At 46.5% G+C, this 22454-nt stretch carries 18 protein-coding genes and 1 tRNA gene; 8 read left to right on the top strand and 11 right to left on the bottom strand.

What is annotated here, in order from left to right:
- The first annotated feature begins 45 nt into the window (after window positions 1-45).
- On the top strand, window positions 46-465 hold the full coding sequence (locus VIM72_RS26410) for a VOC family protein (RefSeq protein WP_332005819.1): 420 nt from the start codon (window positions 46-48) through the stop codon (window positions 463-465).
- A 63-nt stretch (window positions 466-528) separates the two neighbouring features.
- On the opposite strand, the gene VIM72_RS26405 is transcribed toward VIM72_RS26410, so the two are convergent.
- A complete protein-coding gene (locus VIM72_RS26405; protein ID WP_332005818.1) occupies window positions 529-2817 on the bottom strand; it encodes a hypothetical protein in 2289 nt (762 codons plus the stop codon).
- A 126-nt stretch (window positions 2818-2943) separates the two neighbouring features.
- On the opposite strand from VIM72_RS26405, the gene VIM72_RS26400 reads away from it, so the two are divergent.
- The gene (locus tag VIM72_RS26400) at window positions 2944-4359 is read left to right on the top strand and encodes a S41 family peptidase (protein ID WP_332005817.1); all 1416 of its coding nucleotides are present in this window, start codon (window positions 2944-2946) and stop codon (window positions 4357-4359) included.
- Window positions 4360-4508: 149 nt separating this feature from the next.
- On the opposite strand, the gene VIM72_RS26395 is transcribed toward VIM72_RS26400, so the two are convergent.
- A complete protein-coding gene (locus VIM72_RS26395) occupies window positions 4509-4931 on the bottom strand; it encodes a response regulator (RefSeq protein WP_332005816.1) in 423 nt (140 codons plus the stop codon).
- 136 nt (window positions 4932-5067) lie between these two features.
- Here VIM72_RS26395 and VIM72_RS26390 point away from each other — a divergent pair, with 136 nt between their 5' ends.
- The 5 genes from VIM72_RS26390 (at window position 5068) to VIM72_RS26370 (ending at window position 12236) form a co-directional block, all read left to right on the top strand.
- Window positions 5068-9078 carry a response regulator gene (locus VIM72_RS26390; RefSeq protein ID WP_332005815.1) on the top strand — a complete coding sequence of 1337 codons (4011 nt, stop codon included), beginning with the start codon at window positions 5068-5070 and terminating at the stop codon, window positions 9076-9078.
- Window position 9079: 1 nt separating this feature from the next.
- Window positions 9080-9457: a response regulator gene (locus VIM72_RS26385; RefSeq protein ID WP_332005814.1), complete on the top strand. Its 378-nt coding sequence runs from the start codon at window positions 9080-9082 to the stop codon at window positions 9455-9457.
- A 2-nt stretch (window positions 9458-9459) separates the two neighbouring features.
- A complete protein-coding gene (locus VIM72_RS26380) occupies window positions 9460-10287 on the top strand; it encodes a protein-glutamate O-methyltransferase CheR (protein ID WP_332005813.1) in 828 nt (275 codons plus the stop codon).
- 18 nt (window positions 10288-10305) lie between these two features.
- Window positions 10306-10878, top strand: a complete 573-nt coding sequence (locus VIM72_RS26375; RefSeq protein WP_332005812.1) for a chemotaxis protein CheB — start codon at window positions 10306-10308, stop codon at window positions 10876-10878.
- A gap of 74 nt (window positions 10879-10952) precedes the next feature.
- Window positions 10953-12236, top strand: coding sequence for a hybrid sensor histidine kinase/response regulator (locus VIM72_RS26370; RefSeq protein WP_332005811.1), 1284 nt, complete (start codon window positions 10953-10955; stop codon window positions 12234-12236).
- Window positions 12237-12281: 45 nt separating this feature from the next.
- Here the strand turns inward: VIM72_RS26370 and VIM72_RS26365 are convergent.
- The 6 genes from VIM72_RS26365 to VIM72_RS26340 all read right to left on the bottom strand — a co-directional run bounded on the left by VIM72_RS26365 (window position 12282) and on the right by VIM72_RS26340 (window position 17981).
- A tRNA-Ala gene (locus VIM72_RS26365) sits at window positions 12282-12354 on the bottom strand.
- A gap of 54 nt (window positions 12355-12408) precedes the next feature.
- Window positions 12409-12828 (bottom strand): response regulator, encoded by a 420-nt coding sequence (locus VIM72_RS26360; protein ID WP_332005810.1) that lies wholly within the window; start codon window positions 12826-12828, stop codon window positions 12409-12411.
- The gene (locus tag VIM72_RS26355; protein WP_332005809.1) at window positions 12812-13909 is read right to left on the bottom strand and encodes a hybrid sensor histidine kinase/response regulator; all 1098 of its coding nucleotides are present in this window, start codon (window positions 13907-13909) and stop codon (window positions 12812-12814) included. Before VIM72_RS26355 ends, VIM72_RS26360 begins: the two co-directional genes overlap by 17 nt.
- 19 nt (window positions 13910-13928) lie before the next feature.
- Entirely contained in the window at window positions 13929-16079 is a 2151-nt protein-coding gene (locus VIM72_RS26350) for a sensor histidine kinase (protein WP_332005808.1), read from the bottom strand.
- A 67-nt stretch (window positions 16080-16146) separates the two neighbouring features.
- A complete protein-coding gene (locus VIM72_RS26345; RefSeq protein WP_332005807.1) occupies window positions 16147-16797 on the bottom strand; it encodes a hypothetical protein in 651 nt (216 codons plus the stop codon).
- 86 nt (window positions 16798-16883) lie between these two features.
- The gene (locus VIM72_RS26340) at window positions 16884-17981 is read right to left on the bottom strand and encodes a ThiF family adenylyltransferase (RefSeq protein WP_332005806.1); all 1098 of its coding nucleotides are present in this window, start codon (window positions 17979-17981) and stop codon (window positions 16884-16886) included.
- A 457-nt stretch (window positions 17982-18438) separates the two neighbouring features.
- Between VIM72_RS26340 and VIM72_RS26335 the strand changes: the two genes are divergently transcribed.
- Window positions 18439-19167: a superoxide dismutase gene (locus tag VIM72_RS26335; protein ID WP_332005805.1), complete on the top strand. Its 729-nt coding sequence runs from the start codon at window positions 18439-18441 to the stop codon at window positions 19165-19167.
- 243 nt (window positions 19168-19410) lie between these two features.
- Here VIM72_RS26335 and VIM72_RS26330 read toward each other — a convergent pair whose 3' ends face one another.
- From VIM72_RS26330 to VIM72_RS26320, 3 genes are all read right to left on the bottom strand, one after another.
- Window positions 19411-21033, bottom strand: a complete 1623-nt coding sequence (locus VIM72_RS26330) for a glycosyltransferase family 39 protein (protein WP_332005804.1) — start codon at window positions 21031-21033, stop codon at window positions 19411-19413.
- Between the two features lie 63 nt (window positions 21034-21096).
- A complete protein-coding gene (locus tag VIM72_RS26325) occupies window positions 21097-21771 on the bottom strand; it encodes a phosphatase PAP2 family protein (protein WP_332005803.1) in 675 nt (224 codons plus the stop codon).
- Between the two features lie 32 nt (window positions 21772-21803).
- A partial coding sequence (locus VIM72_RS26320) for an LptF/LptG family permease (protein WP_332005802.1) occupies window positions 21804-22454 on the bottom strand: 651 nt, incomplete at its 5' end.

The raw sequence follows: 22454 nt of genomic DNA, 5'->3' as shown, positions 1-22454 counted from the left end.
TATCATCTACCTGAATTCCATTTCTTACCCTAAAAAATGATTGTTATGTCCACCACATTAACAACGTACCTCACCTTCGGCACTAACTGCCGCGAAGCAATGAATTTTTACAAAGGCATTTTTGGAGGAGAGCTCCAGATCATGACCATGGGTGAAGCGCCGGAAAGCGATAAGCAACCCGAGGCGGCAAAAGACCTGGTGATGCATGCCTACCTGAAAGCGCCGGGGTTTGAAATCATGGCGTCCGACAGCATGATGGGGCAAACACCGAAGAATGGGGATAGTGTTACGCTCGCATTGGGCACTACTTCCAATGAAGAATCAGAAAGACTGTTCAACGCATTATCTGCCGGGGGAAAGGTTACCATGCCGCTGGCTGAAACCTTCTGGGCGCACCGCTTTGGTATGTTTACCGATAAGTATGGTATCCCCTGGATGCTGAGCTTTAATAAGCCTATGATGTAACCAGGGTATCTTTTTTACAGCTGTTTACTTTCGCATTTCCCGAAAAGTAAACAGCTGTAATTTTTATTTCTTCTTCCTGAAAAAAGAAAATAATCCCCCGCCGCGCAATTCATTTTTCTTTTCTGCCGCAGGCCGGAATTCCGGGTCGTTCGCAACAATCAGGTCAATGATCTTTTTACAGGCGCCCATCTCTTCTTTTGCCTCGTACGCCAGCGCCATGGTGTATCTTACCGCAGAAGCCTCCGTATCCCATGCCCAGTTATTGGCGGCATAAATATCCAGGCATTGAGTGGCATAGGCCAGGCAATCATCATATGCTTTGTTACCAAGATAAGCTTCCGCGAGGAAAGCGTATACCCCAAACCGGTAGTTGGGGGCGTTATCTGCCGCATCGCCGGATGACATGATCTGCAGTGTATGCAGGAGATCTGCAATAGCCGCACTGAAACGGCCCAGTTTTAACGCGGCTTTTCCCCGGAAGTAATAGATCTTCATCTGTGAAATGACCGGTAGTTTGTGAATGCCGCCAATGGAAATACGGTTATTGACAGCGCCTATACAATGTTCATATTGCGCATTATCAAAATACAGGTACATCAGGTTAAAGTAGGCGTCGCTATCATCGGGCTTTTCTACCAGGTGCGTTTCCAGTGCCTGTATGCGCTCATACAGGTCGTCTGCACTGTTGGTTCTGATAAATGCACGCCCGGTTTTAATACGGTCAATGTTATAGATAATGGTTTCACGATCGTAATCTTCCAGCGATTCCATATCCTTCGCTATCCAGGTATTGTATTCATCCAGTATTTTTTCGTAGAGATGCAGCGCTTCAGCATGTTTCTCCAGTGCGCACAGGTCGTCTATCATTCTTTCATGAATAGACACATAATACATGAGCGGCAATACTTCGGTGAAGTTATCCAGGATGGTTTGGCGGTCGGCAATGGCAGCTTCCAGCTTGCCCATGCTGTGATACGCATCCGCCCTGGATTCCAGCTGTTCCCAGAAGGGCGACATATTGTAGCCGATAGTATGCACATGCGCTGCTTCCACGAAGATGCCGCCTTCGTACAAAGCAATGCCATAGTTGTTGCAACACATCGCAAAATGGTGAGGATGACCGGCATAAGAGCTGCCCGAATTTTCATACCAGTAGGCGTGATAAATATCAAATGCTTTCTTATACAGGAACCGCTTCAGGGGGGCGCCGGCCTGCTTTACCCCGTTATCATTTTCCAGCTGGATAATCTCGCTGAAGATAACGCCCGCAGCGTACCAGTCGTACGGGATATGATGCGCCACATCAGGCCAGCTTTCAGGGAACTGCCCGTTTACCTTATAGCTGGTGAAATACCACCTTACCATGCTGAAAGGATATGGTTTAATGGCCAGTGATTTTTCATACCAGGGCAGGGCTTCATGATAGCTGCCGATATTAAAGAAGGCAGTAGCGGTATAATGATAGAAATAGGCTTCCTCCGGGTATTCGGCAATAAAACGTTTGCCGGTGGAAATCTGTTCCAGCGTACCTTCGTCATCATCGTTTCCGAAAAACTCCTGCCAGAATTCCGTTGTGCCTTTACAAAATTCCCTGGCCAGCGAGGCATTCCGTACTCCATCGGCGAGCAGTTGCTGAATATGCCGGAGCAAACGCAGCATATCTTCTTTGGTATTTTCTCCTGAAGAGATCATGACCTGCAGCATGCTGGCGGCAAATTCGTAATCTGCCATATCCAGGGCAAACCAGGTGGTAGATAACAGCCGGTTATTAAACACCGTGCATTCAAAAGACCGCTTATAATATTCCAGTGCAGCGGGCCTGTTTTCTGTATGATAGTATACATCGCCGATACGGGTAAAGCACTGGAACCGCGCCACGTTCAGCTGGGGCAGATCGTCTGCATACAACGATTCATATACCTGCAGGTTGCGGTGCATGTCTGCCAGGGCCTTGTCGTTTTCATTTTTTAATACCCATACCTGGAAGCGGTATAACAGTGCTTTGGTGGTTAATTCTTCATCACCGCCGGCAATGAGTATATCACAATCGCTGATCGTTTCATCTCCTTTATCGGCCATGATATTTGCCCCCATATAAGCGCGGTGCACACGGGCCTGCACATGTGAAGGATCGATGTTCAACACCTGGCAGAATGCCTCATAGGCTTCATTGTACATGGCAGTAGCAAGATCCCTGTTATCGGTGGCCTTGGCATTTTCCAGCTGCGACAAGCCCAGCAGCTGCCAGCCCCGGGCTTCCCCCGGATGATCCTGCAGGTATGTTTCAAGTTTGGTAATTGCTTCCGTATACGCCTGTTCATTATACAGCCTTTCCAGTTCGTCTAAATACATATGCGCTTTATTAGGACCTGTAATTTATTAATATTGGGGATGATGATAAATATTTTCTGAAGTTTCCTGCCGAATATATATATTTAAAGACCATTTATTATCAGCCAGAAACTTCAATCCTTTGCCATGAAAGCAATAGCAGTATTGTTATTACTCCTGTGTAACACAGCAGTATACGCGCAGGAGTGCGATTGCAGGAAGAAATTTGACAGTGTACAGGTTTATCTGAGAAAGAATTATGTAGGTTTTATTGACAAAGTAACCCCTGTTACTCAGCAGGCCTATTCAGCCATGCTTACAAAAATGCGGCTGCAGGCCGCCACCATCAAAGGCGCCACGCATTGCCTGCTGCTGGTGAACCGTTATCTGCGGTTTTTTAAAGACCAGCATCTTTCCCTGCACATTGGCTATACGCCGCTAAAAGAAAAAATAACCCTCACTCCCCAGCAGGTCGACCAGCTTCAGAAGCAGCCTTTAAGCGGCATAGCCGGCATTTACCAGGCTGGCTCGCTGTATAAGGTAGCCCTGGTAAAAAACCTGAGAGGGCTGCGCACCTACGCCGCTGTGATCATGGAATCTGCGGTGCCGGAATGGAAAGCTGGCGATGTGCTGTTTGAACTGGCCGCCACCGGGCCGGATAAATTTGACCTGATCAGCTACGTAGAACAACAGGTGAACTTTGATACCCTTACCGTTGGAAAACGGTACGACGGACTTGCTGCATTGGGTTGGCAAAAGCCCGGCGCGGAGCTGCCACCGCTTTCTTCCGGCATTACAGCCTTACAAAAGACACCGGAAGCCCCTGCCTTCGCCGACATGCCGGTTGCGCCTTTCTTTTTCCGGCAGGTAAACGACAGCACCGCCTACCTCAGGGTTGGCAGCTTTGATGCGACCGTTTATCCCCTGGCAGATTCCGTACTGAATGCCAACGATGAATACCTGCGCAGGAACCCTAACCTGGTGATAGACGTCCGTAATGCCGGAACAGGCGCCGATAAGCTCATAGAGCGGCTCCGCCCTCTACTGTACACCCAACCGGTGAGGATCACCGGGGCCGACTTCTATGCCACCCCGGATAATATTGCAGCCTGGGGGCATATCCTGGACGAACAAACCGGGAAGCTGCCCGATGAATATGTAGAGCAGATCCGCATGGCTATCCACCAAGGCGATGGGCTGCAGGGCCGGCTGGTAAGCCTGGGGCCGGATGAAAACATGATCCTGCCCGCTCCGTTGCCGGTACCGGCTAAAGTGGCAGTGCTGATCAATGGTCAGTGCAGCAATACTGCAGAACAGTTTTTACTGGAAGCTGCCCAGAGCCAGAAAGTAAAACTAATGGGAACACCTACCGCCGGTGCGTTGGATTATTCCAATGTAGCCAGGGTGAAATTTACATCCCCCGATTTTTCCGTCGATTATCCCGTTACCCGCTCCAGGAGAGTGGCTGCAGGGCAGGGCATTGATAATAAAGGAATTCAGCCTGCGGTGAAAGTAAATTTTAATACAGCGGGCTGGCTGGAAGAAGTAGTAAAACAATTTTAATGCAGCAGTCTTTAAGATCTGGTTAACACTTGGATATCATTTAAAACCCATCTTTATGATACAAAGCATATGCTCACGCATATATGAGGGTTTAAAAATAGTAACAATGGTAGAAACGTTGCCTCACAATTCCTTGTGAGGCTTTTCTGTTAAAATAACTTTTGCTGTAAAAGGTCTGTCAGTATACGTGTAAGCTCATGAAGACTGTTAGGCTTTGTCAGGAAATAGGACGCGCCCAGTTCCCGGGTTTCTTTTTTATCCGACTCATGTGAGGAGGTAGTATAGATCACGACAGGAATATGCTTTAAATGCTCCTGCTGCTGTATTTCTGCAAGGAACTGCTTCCCGTCTATCCGCGGCATATTCAGATCCACGAAGATAAGGTCGGGTACAATGTCATCATTCAGCTTCAGCAAAGCATCTTCGCCGTTTATAGCTTCATGATAAATGATATCCGGCGCCAGTTCTTTTAATACTTCACCAAATATCATCCTGTCATCTATATCATCATCAATTAAAAGTACTGAGGTATATTTACAACTATCAGGCATATCATTTTGGAATAGAGACAAATCTATGATTTTGTTGTTATTTTATTATCATTATAATTCCATTTAGTGGTACTGTTGGAATGATATATGCTGAAAGCCGGTGTGCAACACCGTTTGGACAACAGTGCCCTATGAAAATTAAAACAAGCTCAGGCAAATGAATAAATTTTTTATGCAGCTTCCGCTTCCAAGGAAACTGATGTTAGTTGCTGTAATACCGCTGGCATGTCTTGTATATTTTGGCATCGCTGTATTCAATAAGCAAAGTGAAGATATAGCAACCATCGATAACCTGTTACAGAAAATTACCACCGCTACCACTATTATGAAAGTGGCAGATGAAATTCATATGGAGCGCAGGAACAGTGTGAATTATGTATTGCAAACCGGAAGCCTGAATGATCTGCTTACACAACGCGCCAAAACAGATCTTGCCATTGATGCCGTGAAAGGCAGGCTGTTGGCCAGCGATCGCCGTTTCTTCGAATATTCCCTGTTAAATACGCTTCCCAAAAAAAGAAAAGATATTGATAATAAAAGCATGCCCCAACGGGAAGTGCTCGATTATTATTCCAATCTTATTTTCCGTCTTAATGACCTCGCTACTACCAATACCCCGGATATTCCCGTATTGAAAGGAATACAGCAGGATATGAATGCACAATACCTGCTGGCGCAGATGGCTGCCTACCAGGGAATGATCCGTATGGATATTTATTATTTTATGCTGAAAAAGGAGGTGTGGCCGGAAGATTTCGCCCGCGTGGAAAACAATGCCGATATGTATGCCGCCCTGCGTGCAGAACTGGTAGATAAAGCCTCCCCGGCTGTTTCAAAGGATTACCTCAAAATGGAATCTTCCAATGAAATGAGCGTTACCAACGATTTTATCAGGAGCACTATCATCTCCCGGAAAATTGATACCCTGTTTAATGCAGATTCCTGGTGGGATAATTCCTCTCTGGCGGTAGATCAGCTGAAACAACTGCAACGCTCTGTAATGGACAGAATAAGCCGGGATGCAAAAATTATCTCCCAAAAGGAGAATGACCTGAAAACCCGCTACCTGCTGGTATTGGTGGGCATCGTGGTATTGGTGGTAGTGTTTATTTCCTATACCATTAAGGGAATTACCGACAGCCTGGAAATGCTGCGGGCAGCTGCTGTAAAGATTTCGAAGGGAGTGCCGGGAGCCGCACCGGAATTACATACAAAGGATGCCATCGGCAGCCTGGCGCGTTCCTTTAATGTGATTGATCAAACCAACCAGGACCTGGCCTCTGCGGCAGACAGCATAGGAAAAGGGAATTTTAATATAGATGTGAAGCCACGCAGTGAAGATGATATTCTTGGTAATGCCGTGGTACAGATGGCCGCCGATCTGAAAGCATTCCGCTCCAATGCGGAACAGAAAATGTGGGTCCAAACCGGGCTTAACCGTGTGAGTGAAACCCTGCTCAGTGAAAAAGATATGAATGCGCTCAGCAAAGATGCCTTAATGGATGTGGTACAATACACCGGGGCACAAACAGGCGTGCTGTACATCAGGCATTCGGGTGAACTGCATTTATCTGCTGAATATGCATTATCGCCTGCGCATCCGGCCCCCCAGGTTATCGAAGTGGGAAAAACCTTACTGGGGCAAAGTGTATCGCAGAAGGAACCGTTATATCTTACAGAAGCGCCGGATAATTTCCTGCACATTGCCGGCGCCGCAGCTTCTGCGCAGCCGGGTTATGTGCTCATCATTCCGCTCACACATGCAGGTATCGTGGAAGGCGTGATAGAAATAGGCTCCCTGTTCCCTTTTAAAGAACAGGTGATCGATTTTGCCAAACAGGCGGCAGTGAATATTGCCATCGCCCTGCAAAGCACCAGGAGCCGCGCACGCTTACAGGAACTGCTGGAAGAAACCCAGGCCCAGGCAGAGGAATTGCAAACGCAACACAGCGAACTGGAAAGTCTTAATGTAGAACTGGAAGCGCAAACCCAAAAGCTGCAGGTATCAGAAGAAGAACTGAAAGTGCAACAGGAAGAACTGATGCAGTCGAATGCGGAACTGGAAGAAAGAAGCCGCCTCCTGGAAGAGAAAAACCAGATCATCGTAGAACGCAACCTGGATATACATAAAAAAGCAGAAGAACTGGCGCTCAGTACCCGCTACAAATCAGAGTTCCTGGCTAATATGTCGCATGAGCTGCGCACCCCGCTGAACTCTATCCTGTTGTTATCAAGGCTGCTTTCTGAAAATCACGACGCCAATCTCAATGGCGACCAGGTGGAATACGCGCAGGTGATCAATAGTTCGGGTAAAGGCCTGCTCACCCTGATCGATGAAATACTGGATCTCTCGAAAATTGAATCCGGTAAAATGGAACTGGAATTTACCCAGGTGTCCATTGCAGATATCTGCTCCAATATGCAGGCGCTGTTTGAGCCTATAGCAAAAGAAAAAGGCCTGCAACTGCAGGTACATAAGGATGCCGGCGTACCGGCTACTATTGAAACAGATCAGGTAAGACTGGAACAGATACTCAAAAACCTGTTGTCCAATGCCCTGAAGTTTACTGCGAAAGGATTTGTGCGACTGGATATTCTGGAGGGCGAAAACCTGCAGACCATCCGCTTTGCCGTAAAAGATACCGGTATTGGTATCCCGGCAGAAAAACAACAGGTGATTTTCGAAGCCTTCCAGCAGGCAGACGGATCTACCCGGAGAAAATATGGAGGCACAGGCCTGGGACTCTCTATCAGCCGGGAACTGGCCAAGCTGCTCGGTGGGCAGATCACCGTGAACAGCAACATCAATGAAGGAAGTGAATTCATCTTCACCGTTCCCATACTGCGTAAGGCGACAGCAACGGCAGAGCAGCCTTTCGTACTGCCGTCGCCGGTAGTTGAAGACCAGGAAGCTGCACAGAAGAAAAGATTCCTTTCGCCTACGGTGCCGGAAGATGTGTACGATGACCGTGGCCTCATCGAAACCGGTGATCCGGTGATCCTTATCGTGGAAGATGATACCCATTTTGCAAAGGCTTTGCTTGATTTTACACATGCAAGGGGGTACAAAGGAATTGTATCTGTTCGTGGCGATGAAGCGGCCGAACTGGCGCGTATTTATAAGCCTATTGGTATCCTGCTGGATATCCAGCTGCCAATAAAAGATGGCTGGCAGGTGATGGAAGAATTGAAAAATGATCCGGCCACCAGGCCGATACCAGTGCATATTATGTCTTCCATGGAAGCAAAAAAAGAAAGCCTCCTGAAAGGCGCGGTCGACTTTATCAGCAAGCCGGTAGACCCGCAGAGCATGCAATTGATTTTTGAGAAGATGGAATTTGTATTACAGCGCTCTACCAAGAAAGTATTGATCCTGGAAGAAAATGCCAAACATGCAAAAGCCCTGGCTTATTTCCTCAGTAACTACCAGGTAAATTCAGAGATCAGCAATAATGTGGAAGACGGGGTATCGCTGTTGCAGCAGCAGGACGTTGATTGTGTGATCCTCGATATGGGCATTCCTGATCAGCGGGCTTACGAAGCGCTGGAAATGGTGAAGGAAATAAAAGGACTGGAAAATCTTCCCATTATCATTTTTACCGGTAAAAGTTTATCACAGGCAGAAGAACAGCGTATCAGGCAGTATGCGGATTCCATTGTGGTAAAAACAGCTCATTCCTATCAGCGTATGCTGGATGAGGTATCGCTGTTCCTGCACCTGGTATCGGAAAATGCGCCTGCGGCGCAGACCGGGAACGGGAAAATGGGCATGCTGAATGAAGTGCTGAAAGATAAAACAGTGCTGGTGGCAGATGATGATGTACGGAATATTTTCTCCCTTACAAAAGCGCTGGAAAAACACCAGATGAAAGTGTTGTCGGCCATTGATGGTAAAGAAGCGCTGGAGCAGCTGAAAGAGCACCGGGTAGACATAGTGCTGATGGATATGATGATGCCTGAAATGGATGGATATGATGCGATTGCCGCTATCAGGAAACAACCGGGGCTGAGAACATTACCGGTAATTGCCGTAACGGCAAAAGCAATGATGGGCGACCGGGAGAAATGTTTGCAGGCAGGCGCCTCCGATTATATCTCCAAACCTGTAGATGTGGACCAGCTATTGTCGTTATTACGGGTATGGCTATACGATAAATCCATGAAATAATATGATGGAACAGAAACTGGTATTAATTGTAGATGATGATGCCCGCAATATCTTTGCATTAAAAGCGGTGCTGCGGTCCAGGAATATCCCGGCAATGGCTGTGGGCACCGGTGCGGAAGCAATACGGCTCCTGTCGGCAGCTCATTCGGTAGGCGCTGTATTGATGGATATTATGATGCCCGATATGGACGGATATGAAACCATTGCCGCTATCCGCGCAATGCCCGGGAACAGGCAACTTCCGCTGATTGCCGTAACAGCAAAGGCAATGGTAGGAGATCGTGAAAAATGCCTGGAAGCAGGCGCCGATAATTATATTTCAAAACCGATTGATGTAGATGAATTATTGTTACAGCTACAGCAATATTTATCAGTATAAATGTGAGCAGGAACCCGGTAAGTGAACAGGAAGTATCCCTGTTGTTGAATGACGTACTTGAAAGATATGGATACGATTTTACAGAGTACGCCCCCGCCTCTATTAACCGGCGGGTAAATCACCTGTACCTGGCCGATCGTTTCCCCAGCTTTGCTGAATACCGCTACCGTATTATTTCCGACCCGGCATACGCATTACGTTTTGTAGAAGAGATCACAGTAAATGTAACGGAAATGTTCCGTGATCCTTCCTTCTACCAGGCATTGCGTACCCAGGTATTGCCGGTGCTGGCCACTTATCCTTCTATCCGCGTATGGCACGCCGGCTGTTCTACGGGGGAGGAAGTATACTCTTTTGCCATCCTGCTTCACGAAGCAAAGCTGCTGCACAAGGCGGTGATCTATGCAACAGATATTAATGCCGGCGTGCTGGAGAAGGGCCGTAAGGGAATGTTCCGGCTTTCACAGATGCAGCAATATTCCCGCAACTATATAGAAGCGGGCGGCCGGGAGGATTTCTCATCGTATTATACGGCTAACTATGAATATGCAAAGTTCCGCGAAGATCTCGGCAGGAAGATCATCTTCTCCCCGCATAACCTGGTAACAGATGGCTCCTTTAACGAATTTCAGCTGATCATATGCCGCAACGTGTTGATCTATTTTAATAAGAAGTTACAGGACAGGGTGCTCACGCTGTTCAGCGACAGCCTGGAGCAATTGGGTTTCCTGGCGCTGGGAAGTAAAGAAACCCTTAACTTCACCAGTGTAACCAGCAGGTTCCGGCAACTGGAAAGCAGGGAGAAGATCTGGCGGAAGGTGCAATTGTAATAACCAAACAGGTAGCCTATGAGCACAGCACCGTATTTATTTGTAATAGGTGGTTCAGCCGGTGGGTTGCAACCCATTTTAACACTGCTCCCGGGGCTTGCTGTCTCGATTCCGGCAGCCATCCTGATTGTTTTACATCGTCAAAGCCACTATGAATCTTTATTAACAGAACTGTTATCCGCCAGATGCGGCTTGCCTGTAGTGGAAGCGGCGGAAAAGGAGCCCCTGCAGCCAGCCACCGTTTACATTGCACCGGCAGATTACCACCTGCTGATAGAAACAGACCATACCCTTTCCCTGGACGATTCGGAGAAAGTGAATTTCAGCCGGCCGAGCATAGATGTTACCTTTACATCTGCAGCGCTGGCCTATGGAAGCAGCATGACTGCATTACTGCTTTCCGGCGCCAATATCGATGGTACGGAAGGTCTCATAGATGTACATAACGCCGGCGGAACCACCGCCGTGCAGGACCCGGCCAGCGCGGAGGTGGATTATATGCCCAAACAGGCTATTCTGCATGCTCCTGTCGATGTTATCCTGCAGCCCCATGAAATGGCGGCCTTCATTAACCGGATGGCAGGGGTATGATTATTGAAAGGCCATTGTAAAAATACAGAGGACAGTATCCCTGCATTGCCCGCTGGTTTTAACGAGTATATTGTATGATCTTAATTGTAGATGATAAGCCGGAGAATATATTGTCTATCAGGAAAACCCTGGAACTTTACCAGTTCGAGGTAGATACTGCGTTGTCTGGTGAGGAAGCGTTAAAAAAAATATTGAAGCACAACTATACGCTTATTATCCTGGATGTACAGATGCCCAGCATGGACGGCTTTGAAGTAGCCGAAGCGCTGTCTGGTCACAGCAAAGCCAAAGATATTCCCATCATATTCCTCTCGGCCGTAAATAAAGACAAACGGTTTATAGTAAAAGGATATGACTCCGGTGGCATTGATTACATTACCAAACCCGTTGATCCGGATATTCTCCTGATGAAGGTAAAAACGTTTTCCCGCCTTTACCAGCAATCCCAGGAGCTGAAGCAGATGCACCAGTCGCTCAAGGAAGAAGTAGAAGTAAGAAAGCTTGCACAGGAAGCGTTGATTGCACACCAGCAACAGGTGAATGATATGCTGGAACAGAAAGTAAGGGAAAGAACAGAAGAGCTGAGAGAGATCAATAAATCCCTGGAAGCCAGTAACCATGATCTGCAGCAGTTTGCCTCCGTAGCTTCCCATGACCTGAAAGAACCCCTGCGTAAAATTCAGCTTTTCGGAGCCATTTTAAGGGACCGGTTCCTGCAAACAGACCCTAACGCCCTCTCTTATATGGAAAGGATTGTTGGCTCGTCAGAACGCATGGCAAGGCTTATTAACGACCTGCTAAGCTATTCACGTTTATCCGTGGCAAGCATAAACGAAGTTACCGACTTCAATAAAATTATCGGGGAGATCCTGGTAGACCTGGAGTTGATGATCGTGGAACGCAATGCGGTCATCACTGTGGAGAAAATACCTCAGATTGAAGCGGTTCCGGGGCAAATACGCCAGGTATTTCAAAACATCATCAGCAACGCATTGAAATTTTCCCGCAAAGACGTTCCTCCCGAAATAAATATTTCCGCTGATACGGTCACCGATCTGAATCCCGATAGTGCGGCCTTCGCAGGGGGGCAATACTGCCGTATCATTATCCGCGATAATGGTATCGGGTTCAATGAAAAATATCTCTCTAAAATATTTACCATCTTCCAGCGCCTCCACACTTCCGATCTCTATGAAGGCACGGGCATCGGGCTGGCTATCGCCAAAAAGGTAATTGACAAGCACGGCGGGCTTATTACCGCCAGGAGCAGGGAAGGAGAGGGGGCCACCTTTATTATTGTATTGCCCCTGAAACAGCCCAGGACCCTGCCTGCCGAAATAAGCGAGGCATTGGTATGAACCGGGCATAAAAAAAGCCCGGCACTGAGTGCCAGGCTTTACGGGTGGAGGATAACGGGCTCGAACCGTTCACCTCAAACATGCCATGCTTGCGCTCTACCAGATGAGCTAATCCCCCGTTTATTGTTGTTCGGGATGCAAAAATATATTTTTTCCTGAAAACACCAACATTTTATAGAAAATCTTTGAAAATTCCTTCCACGGTTTCTTTTAAATCCTTTAGCAGTAAAGGTTTCCGTAATAATTTAACCACCATCGGATTCGCGTTGGTGCGGGTAATGTCCCCATAATCCAGCGAAGAGGACACCATCACGATATGACATTGCGATTTGATTTTTTGTGGATAGGTGTCAAAGGCCTGCAGGAATTCAAAGCCGTCCATTTCAGGCATCTGGATATCCAGCAGGATAACGGTGGGCGGAATTTTGGGCAACGCAATGTTGGAAGACAGGAATTCCAGTGCCTTATTGGCATTGGCAAATGATATCACCGTTCTGCTGATTTGTTGAAATCCGATCAACTTTTCATGCAGCAATAAATCAATCTCATTGTCATCAATCAATATGACTCGCAGGTCAGGTATCGAATTCATTTCTGTTAGGGATGGTAATTTCAAATTGGGTGCCTTCGCCATATTTGGACTCTACGTTAATGGTACCGCCTATTTTACTAAGCGCTTCCTTAACAATATACAAGCCAATACCACTACCAGGTTTATTATTATTTTTGGAACGGAAGAACATCTTGAAAATATTATTGAGATGCTCGCTTAAAATTCCGATACCATTATCACGTATGCAGATGGTGGCTTTATGCGGTTCTACTTTAACAGACAGGTTAACCATCGGGTTGGTCTCCTCCGGCTTCTGGTACTTAACAGCATTTGAAATAAGATTGTTTAAAATAACACTGATCCTGAAGGTATCGCCCCTGAAATCCACTGCCTGGTCTACATTGGTCTGAAAAAGGATCTGGGTATTCTGCGGTTTAAACGCAGTGATGCAGTCATTCAGCAGTGTATTGAAATCTATCCTTTCATATTCCACTTCCAGCCGGGAGTTGCGGTAGTACTCAATGATCTTCTGGATAAAATCATCCAGCTTTAATACACAGGCTTCTACCATATTCATATAACCGTTGGGGTCCACTATCGAATTATCCAGCCTGGATAAATTGATTATACCCAGTACAGACATCAGCGGGGAACGCAGGTCATGGGAAGTGGAATAAATGAAACGGTTCAGTTCATCATTCGTTTTTTCCAGCTCTTCAATCTTTTCCCGCAGTTGCTTGCGTGTACGGTATATTTCGTAGGCATTGTTGATGGTTTTATGCAGCTCATGCTCATCCCAGGGCTTTTTAATATAGGAATAGATATGCCCCTTGTTAATGGCGTCTATAATATCTTCCACATCCGTATAACCGGTCAGCAGGATACGCATCGGGTCGGGCAGCGTATCTTTTATTTCATTGAAGAATTCCACACCGGTAGCTACTGGCATCTTCTGATCGGCAATGATAATATGCACCATGATCTCTTTCAGCAGCAGTTTACCTTCCTGCGCTGAAGTAGCCGTATAAATCTCATAACTTCTGCGGAAGCTCGCTTTGAACGCATTCAGGTTATGAATCTCATCATCTATGTATAATATTCTTATGCGGTTTTCTTTCATTAAAAGACCTTACGGTTAATTACGATAAATGATTTGCGATATTAAGAGGTAAATATATAATAAATTCCGCTCCTTCGCCAGGGGCCGAATGCACGATAATCCTGCCTTTATGCTTCTCAATGATACTGAATACAATAGATAAGCCCAGCCCGGTGCCTTCCCCTACATCCTTGGTGGTGAAGAAAGGATCGAAGATCTTTTCCCGCACAGTTTCCGACATACCGATGCCGGTGTCTTTGATGGTGATAACAACGAAATTATTTTCCTGTTTTGTTTTTATGGAGATGAATTCGTTGTTGTGCTCTTTCTTGGATTTGATCGCATTCAGGGCGTTGCTGAAAATATTCATGAACACCTGGTTTATTTTACCGGCATAGCACTCAATTTTTGGCAGCTCCGCATATTCTTTTACAATGTTCACATAAGGAGGAATGGCATTGCGAAGTAATACCAGCGTGGAGTCCAGCCCTTCGTGGATGTCGATGGATTTCACCTCGCTCTCATCCAGCCGGCTGAAAGTACGCAGCCCTTTCACTATTTCCGCTGTACGGGTAGCGCCGTCTTCTATGCCCTTAATAAGGGAGGAAATTTCTTCATGAATATAATCAATGTCAATTTCTTTTTTGAACGCTGCAATATCCGCAAGCGACCTGGATATATCGGTACTTGCCGGTAATTCGTCATAACGGTTCAACAATTCTTTCAGATCGGCAATATCCAGTTTCAACGGTTTGATATTGGAAGTAACAAAGTTGATCGGGTTGTTGATCTCATGGGCAATACCAGCCGTGAGCTGACCAAGCGATGCCATTTTCTCTTTCTCTACCAGCCGGGTCTGGGCATCCTTGAGGTTTGTTAATGCGGTATTCAGTTCCAGGTTGGTCGCCTGCAGGTCTTCGGTCCTGTCTTTTACCTTACTTTCCAGGATGATGTTCTGTTCCCTTACCAGTCTTTCGTTTTCCTGCGATATAGCCAGCGCCATCTGCTGTGATGCTTCTTTTTCCGCTTTAAACACATTGATCTTATGTGCCAGCGCAAACGACAGCAACAGTACTTCTATACCAGAACCTATCTGCAGCGCGTAGTAGGTAAAGTTATTATAGGGCAGCACATTGAAATTGCGCAATACGAAAATGAATACGCTGCTCAGGAATACAGACCATGCCAACAGGAAATAACGGGCGTCTTTCACTCCTTTCAGGCTGATGCGCCAGGCAACAACAAAAGCCATCGTCGACGCCAGGAAAGCATCCAGCTGCACAAATATCTGCGCAAAGGTGTACATGTTCAGGAAAGTAGGGATCAGGCAAAGCAGGTACAGTATATTCACTACATTCATCAGCCTGTGCCCAAGCAGGTAATTCACCCTGGTGGACAGGAACTTCTGGATAAACGTGAGTGCGGTAATCCCGTTGAATATCGGTACCAGTACAGTGGCATGTGTAGCCAGCCATGTATTGTTGGGATAGAGGAAACGGAAGGAATACCCCTGCAGCGTTACCTGTGTAAGCCCTACGCAAATAATGTAGCTTACGTAAATAAGATAGCTGTTGTCGCGCGTGGATATAAAAATAAAGAGATTATAAAAGGCCATCGCCAGGATAACGCCCACGTATATACCAAAAATGAGCTCCCGTTTGTTGTTTTTTTCATAAACGCTTTCCGGCGTACCCAGGTAAATGGGCAGCTGCAGCTGTTCTCCGGCCTTTACTTTCAGGTAAAACTGCCGTGTTTCACCAGGCAGGAGCCGGAAGGGAAACTGGTAATTCTGATGATCATATCCCCGGTTCTTATAGGCGGTGAATTCTCCCAGCCGGGTTTGTTTAATGGTGCCATCGGGCATCAGTTCATACAGCGTGATGTCATCAATAATCGGGTATTCTACCTCCAGCAGCAGTTTCTCCGCTTTCGATTGGTTGTTGATGGAAAATCTCGCCCACTGTGTATATGGAGTGATCTGCAGGTTAGGCACATCCTGTTTGGAAACCCTGAAAGACTGCATGGGAGCGGAGGCGATGGTGAGGGTATCTGCCTTGTCGGTATACAGCTCCAGGTAGCCGCCTATCTGTAGCAGTGATTTACTGTTTTTAAATACAACAGGTTGCGCCGTTACATGGAACAGGGATATCAGGGTAAAGATTGACCATAAACCTACAATCTTATACAGCATCACGAATTAGATTTGTTATCAGGCTTGAATTTATGTGTTTTTTCAGAAATACTGTTCCCTTAATTGCTTACAGGGCGGAATGGACATGTGTAGGAATCCGGAGGTTGTAGTTTACCTCGTAGGAACCCTTAGGCCCCACTTCTATTTTAGACTGTATAGGGTTTTCACGCAGGTCTGAAATCAGTAGTTTCTCTTTCGGATCGGCATGGGGCAGTTCGAAACAATCGTCGATCAACATCGCAGTTGCCAGGAAGTCGTCTTTCGGGTAAAAGAAGGTACCCTTGTTGCCCAGCGATTCATCTATAACAAAACCCACGCGTTTCCCCACGCGTGTAGTAATAGGTGCGCACAATACATGATAGGTATCTATCGGTAACTGCGCGCTCAGCACAACACCTACTCTTACGAGTACCTGGCTGCCGATGCCCATTCCAGCCACTTCCTTGGAGTTCCATAACCCGCAGATCTCTGCACTGCCTTTCTTTACATAAGAATATATTTTTGGATCGTATTTGCCTATCGCCGTTTCAATGGGCAGTGGGAGCACGCCGTCAGCAAGCTGCACGCGTGCCCCACCATATGTTTTGGTACGAGTATCGTCCTCCACTATGATCACTATTGTATTCTCATGCTGCATCCAGTCAGCGTTACCGGAGGTGACCTGTGCTATGCCGAAATAAATTTCCAGCAATTTCAGGTGACCGGTATAAAATCTCATGCAAGCCTCAGGATCATCCGGAGCCCTAAATACCCTTACATTAATCATGACATTGCGGAATAGCGCTTATATAAGGCATAAGTATGTTAAACAATCAACTGCTCAAAATCAACATAATACCTGCCTGAACTCTTTAACTGATCCAGGGCGATACGACGGCATGTATCAGCCACCAGCGCTCCGCCCAGCACAACTGAAGAGGCGAGCTGAGGCCAGGTGGTAATAGTTTTGCCAATCTCGCCCAGGGAGTATTTCATCCTGGCCGACGCATTTTCAAGGGCCAGCATAGGGCTGAAGACCGGGAGTTTCTCCGCATCAGTCAGCCCCTTTAGGGTGTCAATATTCACCTCCGGTATCAGGCCATGCATAAGCGGCCTGTCCGGCTCAAGATCAAAACGTTCAATATCTATCATCCCCCTGTCGTTCATTTCCATAACAACAGGGATCTTCAGGGATTTTGCCTTTATCCTGCTCAGTATCTTAATATCCACGCCATCACATTCCTCCACAAAAATATCCAACACGCCCCCGGCAGTAAAGAAATCATCCATATTGGCTTCCGTCATGCCGTCTTCATAAATCTTTACTTTGATAAACGGGTCCAGCTCTGCAATTTCACGGGCGGCTATCACCACCTTGGGCACCTGCAGGTTGTGTATCCCGCAACGGATCCTGTTCATATTGGTAAGCTCCAGCCGGTCAAAATCGGCCAGCCTCAGCTCTCCGCAAATACGCTCCATTACCAGGGTAAGTGCAATCGACTGCCCAACGGATAACCCTACAATGCCAATCTTCTTCTTCGACAACACAGCAATTTCTTCGGCTGTGATCTTGTGCTGGTTCCTGCTGGTCCGCAATTCAATAAATTCAGGTTCATTCACAATATGTACCACCTGGCCGTTCCACGGATAGTACACCCATACCCCAAATTCTTCCGGGGAAACCCCACCAAGGTAAGCCTGTACTTTTTCTTCGTATTCAGCTGCAGTCAGGCGCTTAGCAGGATTCCTGATTTTCATCAGTTCCCTTAATTGAGAGTCGATATGGTCGTTTATTCGTAGATGCGGACGGGTTTTCAGAAGGCTTTCGAAGGACTGACGGTCTTTTTCGTCTTTCAGATCATAAAAAACAGGCTTGTAGTCATTGCTCTCATCCTGTTGTTTCCTGAGGTACTCTTGTATCATGTTTCCTGCTTTATCGAGGTTGGACCAGGTTTGCTTGCACTGGATTACGCTATATTATCATTATCGTTGTGTAAAGCAATTCCTGTTGCTCTTAGTATTAGTATTAGCTTAAAATTTAATTAAAATGTGATCGGTTATTACGTTGGCGTATTGGCGGGTTAATGAACAGGTCTTTGTTTGCCTGTCAGGCCCGGGATAAATATATCAGGCATCACACAATTAATTACAACTCATCACTGTAATCAAGATATGAATGTAAGGTAAAATAGTAATTTAATGTGAAAACAAAGTAAAAGTTTTCCTTTATTTTGATATTAAATTCCTGTTTTTATACTTTTACCTTAGCTTTAGTATTACTTTTCATCTCTTCCCACCAGCAAGATTTGGTTTAATATTTGCGGCTTTTTGCCACCTGACTCGATCTTTATTACTCAATAATATATTTAAATAATAAAACATGGATAAGAGAGAATTTCTCAAGCTTACCAGCCTTGCCGGCGCCGCAGTTCTGAGCGGGCCATTGAGCAGCCTGGCCACTTCTTCTGTATCCGGACAGCCGGCCTTTGCCGATCCTAAAGCTCCCTTCGTGCTTCCTGCGTTGCCTTACGGATATGATGCCCTCGAGCCCCATATCGATAAGCTTACTATGGAAATTCACCACGACAAGCACCATGCCGCGTACGTGAAAAATCTGAATGATAATCTCGCTGGTACCGCATTTGCAACCCTGTCGCTGGAACAAATCCTGAATAAAGTAACGGATAAAGACAAAGCGGTGCGCAACAATGGTGGCGGACATTATAACCACTCCCTCTTCTGGACGTTATTGTCGCCTACTAAAAAAACGCCCTCCGATAAGCTGAAATCGGCTATCACCGGCGCTTTTGGTAGCTGGGAAACATTCCAGACCAAGTTCAGTGATGCTGCTAAAACTGTTTTTGGATCCGGCTGGGCATGGCTCATTGTTACCCCGGAGAAGAAACTGGCTATCATTAACACCCCCAACCAGGATAATCCGCTGATGCATAATATTGTAAAAGATAAAGGCACCCCCATCCTGGCGCTCGATGTTTGGGAACATGCCTACTACCTGAAGCATCAGAACAAACGCCCGGAATATATAGAGGCGTTCTGGAATGCAGTAAACTGGGATGAAGTAGAGAGACGCTATAAGGCAGCAGTGTAGTGGATCGCCTTCGGCGATGGAAATTGTCTTGGAACACTGATTACGCTGATTTTACTGATTAGCCTGATTTTAATTTTGAGATTATAAAATGATTAGGGGAGATATAAGCGGATAACGCCTGTATCTCCCCTAAGCTTTACAGATACTTCCAGTAAATCTTTTTTAATCCATAAAATTAAAATCAGGCTAATCAGTATAATCAGCGTAATCCTGCTCCAAGACAATTTCCATCGCCGAAGGCGATCATTTCCGCTTCAGGAACACAAACCCGTTCTTTTCCCCGATCACCTCCAGGTTGGGATGATGCCGGTAAGGCTCGCTGTCGGTAATACGGCAAATGAAATAGGCCGGTTTGTCTATGGCTCCGTTCAGCAGCCAGTCTTCATTATAATAGTTCTTATTGGCATGCGGTTGCTCCCTTGAATAGTAATGCTGGGCATAACTATGGTAGGATAACGCTTTCACATATACGTCTTTACCCTGCAGGGAAATAAAGTAATCGATCGCTGCCCGCTGTGAATAAGCTTCTACCTTGGGTACAAAGTGTACCACCGTTACCTGTATCACCAGTATGGTACTGATAAACAAGCACAGCAGCCCTTTGCTGATCTGTTTGCGCAGCAGCAGTACGCTGCTTGCTATCACCAGTATAATATAGCCTATGCCATACCCGGCTTCCAATACAGACCAGGGTACATCGGCCTGTAGATTGGCTACGGCAAACTTATCGCCGATGTATGGGATCAGCATATTTTTGTACACGCCTACCAGCGGCAACGCAGCGATCGCGATTCCCAGTATTATCCCAATGAACAGTATCAGTGCCGTATTCCAGCCCCGCAGCCGCTGCTTACCTTCGGAAAGCAGGTATACCTGCCAGGCGGCCAGGAACGACAAAGGAAAATAACAAAGCGAGGAATAGTGTACAATCTTTGTTTTTACGATGGAAAAAAGGATCAGTACTACCCAGAACAACACCCACATCCACACCTTGAAGTCTTTTAGCTCGGTAGCGGCAGGAGTGGAGTAGATCGTTTTTTTCCTGCTCTGCAGGTAAGTGAAAAGGAAAGTGCTGGCAGGGAAGCAACCGATCAGTAACACGATCCAGTGATAGAAGAACGGACCGCCATGACCCGCATCTTCCGTGGTGAGCAGGCGGATCTGGTAGGCCACAAATTCATTTACAAACCACCAGCCATGCGCAATAATTTCGTACCCGAACCAGAGCAGGGTGGTGATGCAGGCAAACAAGGCAATTAATCCTATATGGGAAAACCGGATACTGATCTTTCCTTTGTTCCAGATCCAGTAGACCAGCAGGCACAGCAAAGCCACCAGTATAGCCACAGGTCCTTTGGTCAATACCGCCAGTCCCAGGAACAAACCACTGAGAATGGCCATTCGGAAAGGTTTGCTGTTGTATCCTATACGATAGGCAAAGTAGATGGCGAGGAAAATAAAAAAGTTGAAAGTAGGATCTATAATACCGGATTTAAAATAGAAATGCGGCAACCAGGAACCTGCATACACCAGGGCCCACCAGAAACCGAATCTTTCATCCACTGTTTTTTTACCAATAGCAAATAAACTGATCAGGGTGGCAATACCGATGATGGCATTAGGGAAGCGGGCGGCAAAATCATTGATCCCGAAAAGGTGCATGCTGGCAGCCTGCATCCATATGAACAAGGGTGGCTTTTCCCAGAAAGGACGGAAATCGATCTGCACCTGGCTGTAGTTATGGCTTACTATCATTTCCCGGGCTGCTTCTGCAAAGTTGATTTCATCCCAGTCAAATAAATGTACAGCCCCTAAAAAAGGTATAAATAGTAAAGCGGCCACCAGGGCGATCAATAGGTATTTCATTGAAAGTATTTAAAAAATTGTATGACGAACGGCCCGCTTACCGGCCGTTCGCCCTATGCCTTGCTATGTAGTGGCATTGGCCTGTAACAGGGCCTCTGCACATACTTCCGGAGACGACGTGGTATCCCGGAATTTAAAAAGTCCATATACAATAACGGTACTAAGTGTACCCACAATGCTACCCACATATACATCGGCAAAAAAATGCTGCGCCAGGTAAATGCGGGAGTAGCCGGCGCAGAGCGCCATTATTAATAACAATAATCCCAGCTTTTTATTGCGCCCGATAACAGCCAGGAAGCTGAACATACCAAAGGCGGCAGCAGAGTGACCGGATGGGAAACTGCAACTGCTGTGTACATTTACCCACTTTACCGTATGCACCAGCGTAGCCGTTTCATCGCCAAAATAGGAGATGGGGCGCGGGGCATTAAAATAATGTTTGGCCACCTGCACAATAATAGTTACCAGCAGCAATACGGCCAGCCCGATAAAGAATAGCCTGAACCGCTGGGTAATCAGCATCAGGAACAGCACTATTCCAAACATAATACCATCACCGAGGTAGGTTAGCCCGGTAACAATTACATCCCCCCAGTCGGAATGTTCCCCGTTTATACTGAGAAACAGGTCCCGCTGACTGTAAGTTGTTAGCATTACTCCACCTACTATTAGCCATAGCAGGAAGGGCAGGAAGAACCAGGAGTTCTTTCTGAACAGTGTAAACAGCGTTTTCAATTTTGTAGGTTTTAATTGTAGGTTGTTAAGTCTTAAATCTCTTTAAGGACTTCTTTCTTTTTAAATCTATGTAAGAACTTTTTTACTTTTTGAATAACGCGAAAATAGTATTCTTTATTAAAAAGCTGTGAATCATTCATAGCCTTAACAATAAGGAAACCTGCAATAGGGAGTAATACCATATTTGATAGCCACATCCCCGACCAGGTGAACATCACGCCACTTCTGGCCATCTTTTCACCGATCATGAAAAATACATTAAAAATCACAAAAAAGATCACGGCAAATACCAGCGGGGTACCCAACCCTCCTTTCCTGATAATGGAGCCCAGCGGGGCGCCAATCAGGAACATAACAATACACGCTGCGGCAAGAGTGAATTTACGCTGCCATTCCACTTTGTGCATCAGGATCACACTATGCTTATCTTCAAACTCCTGGGTAGGCTGTTCAAGGGCGCTCTGGGTTTCACGTACATTCTGTTCAGCCCTGTCCAGCACATTACGGCGGCTTTTCTCCGGTATGATGTCTTCAAAGTCCTTTACCTTCACCGGGGGGGCGCTGGCGGCCCAGGCGGAATCTTTCCATTTGAAGAAGGGATAACGTACCGTTACATATGCATTTACTGTTTTACTGAACTGGTTCTCCACTTTCTGCAGCGAATCTATGGCCACATCCAGCTG

The sequence above is a fragment of the Chitinophaga sp. genome (assembly GCF_036569185.1).
In the GTDB taxonomy this organism is placed as follows: Bacteria; Bacteroidota; Bacteroidia; order Chitinophagales; family Chitinophagaceae; genus Chitinophaga.
The sequence above is the reverse complement of the archived record's forward strand: the minus strand, read 5'-3'. Positions and strand labels throughout refer to the sequence as shown.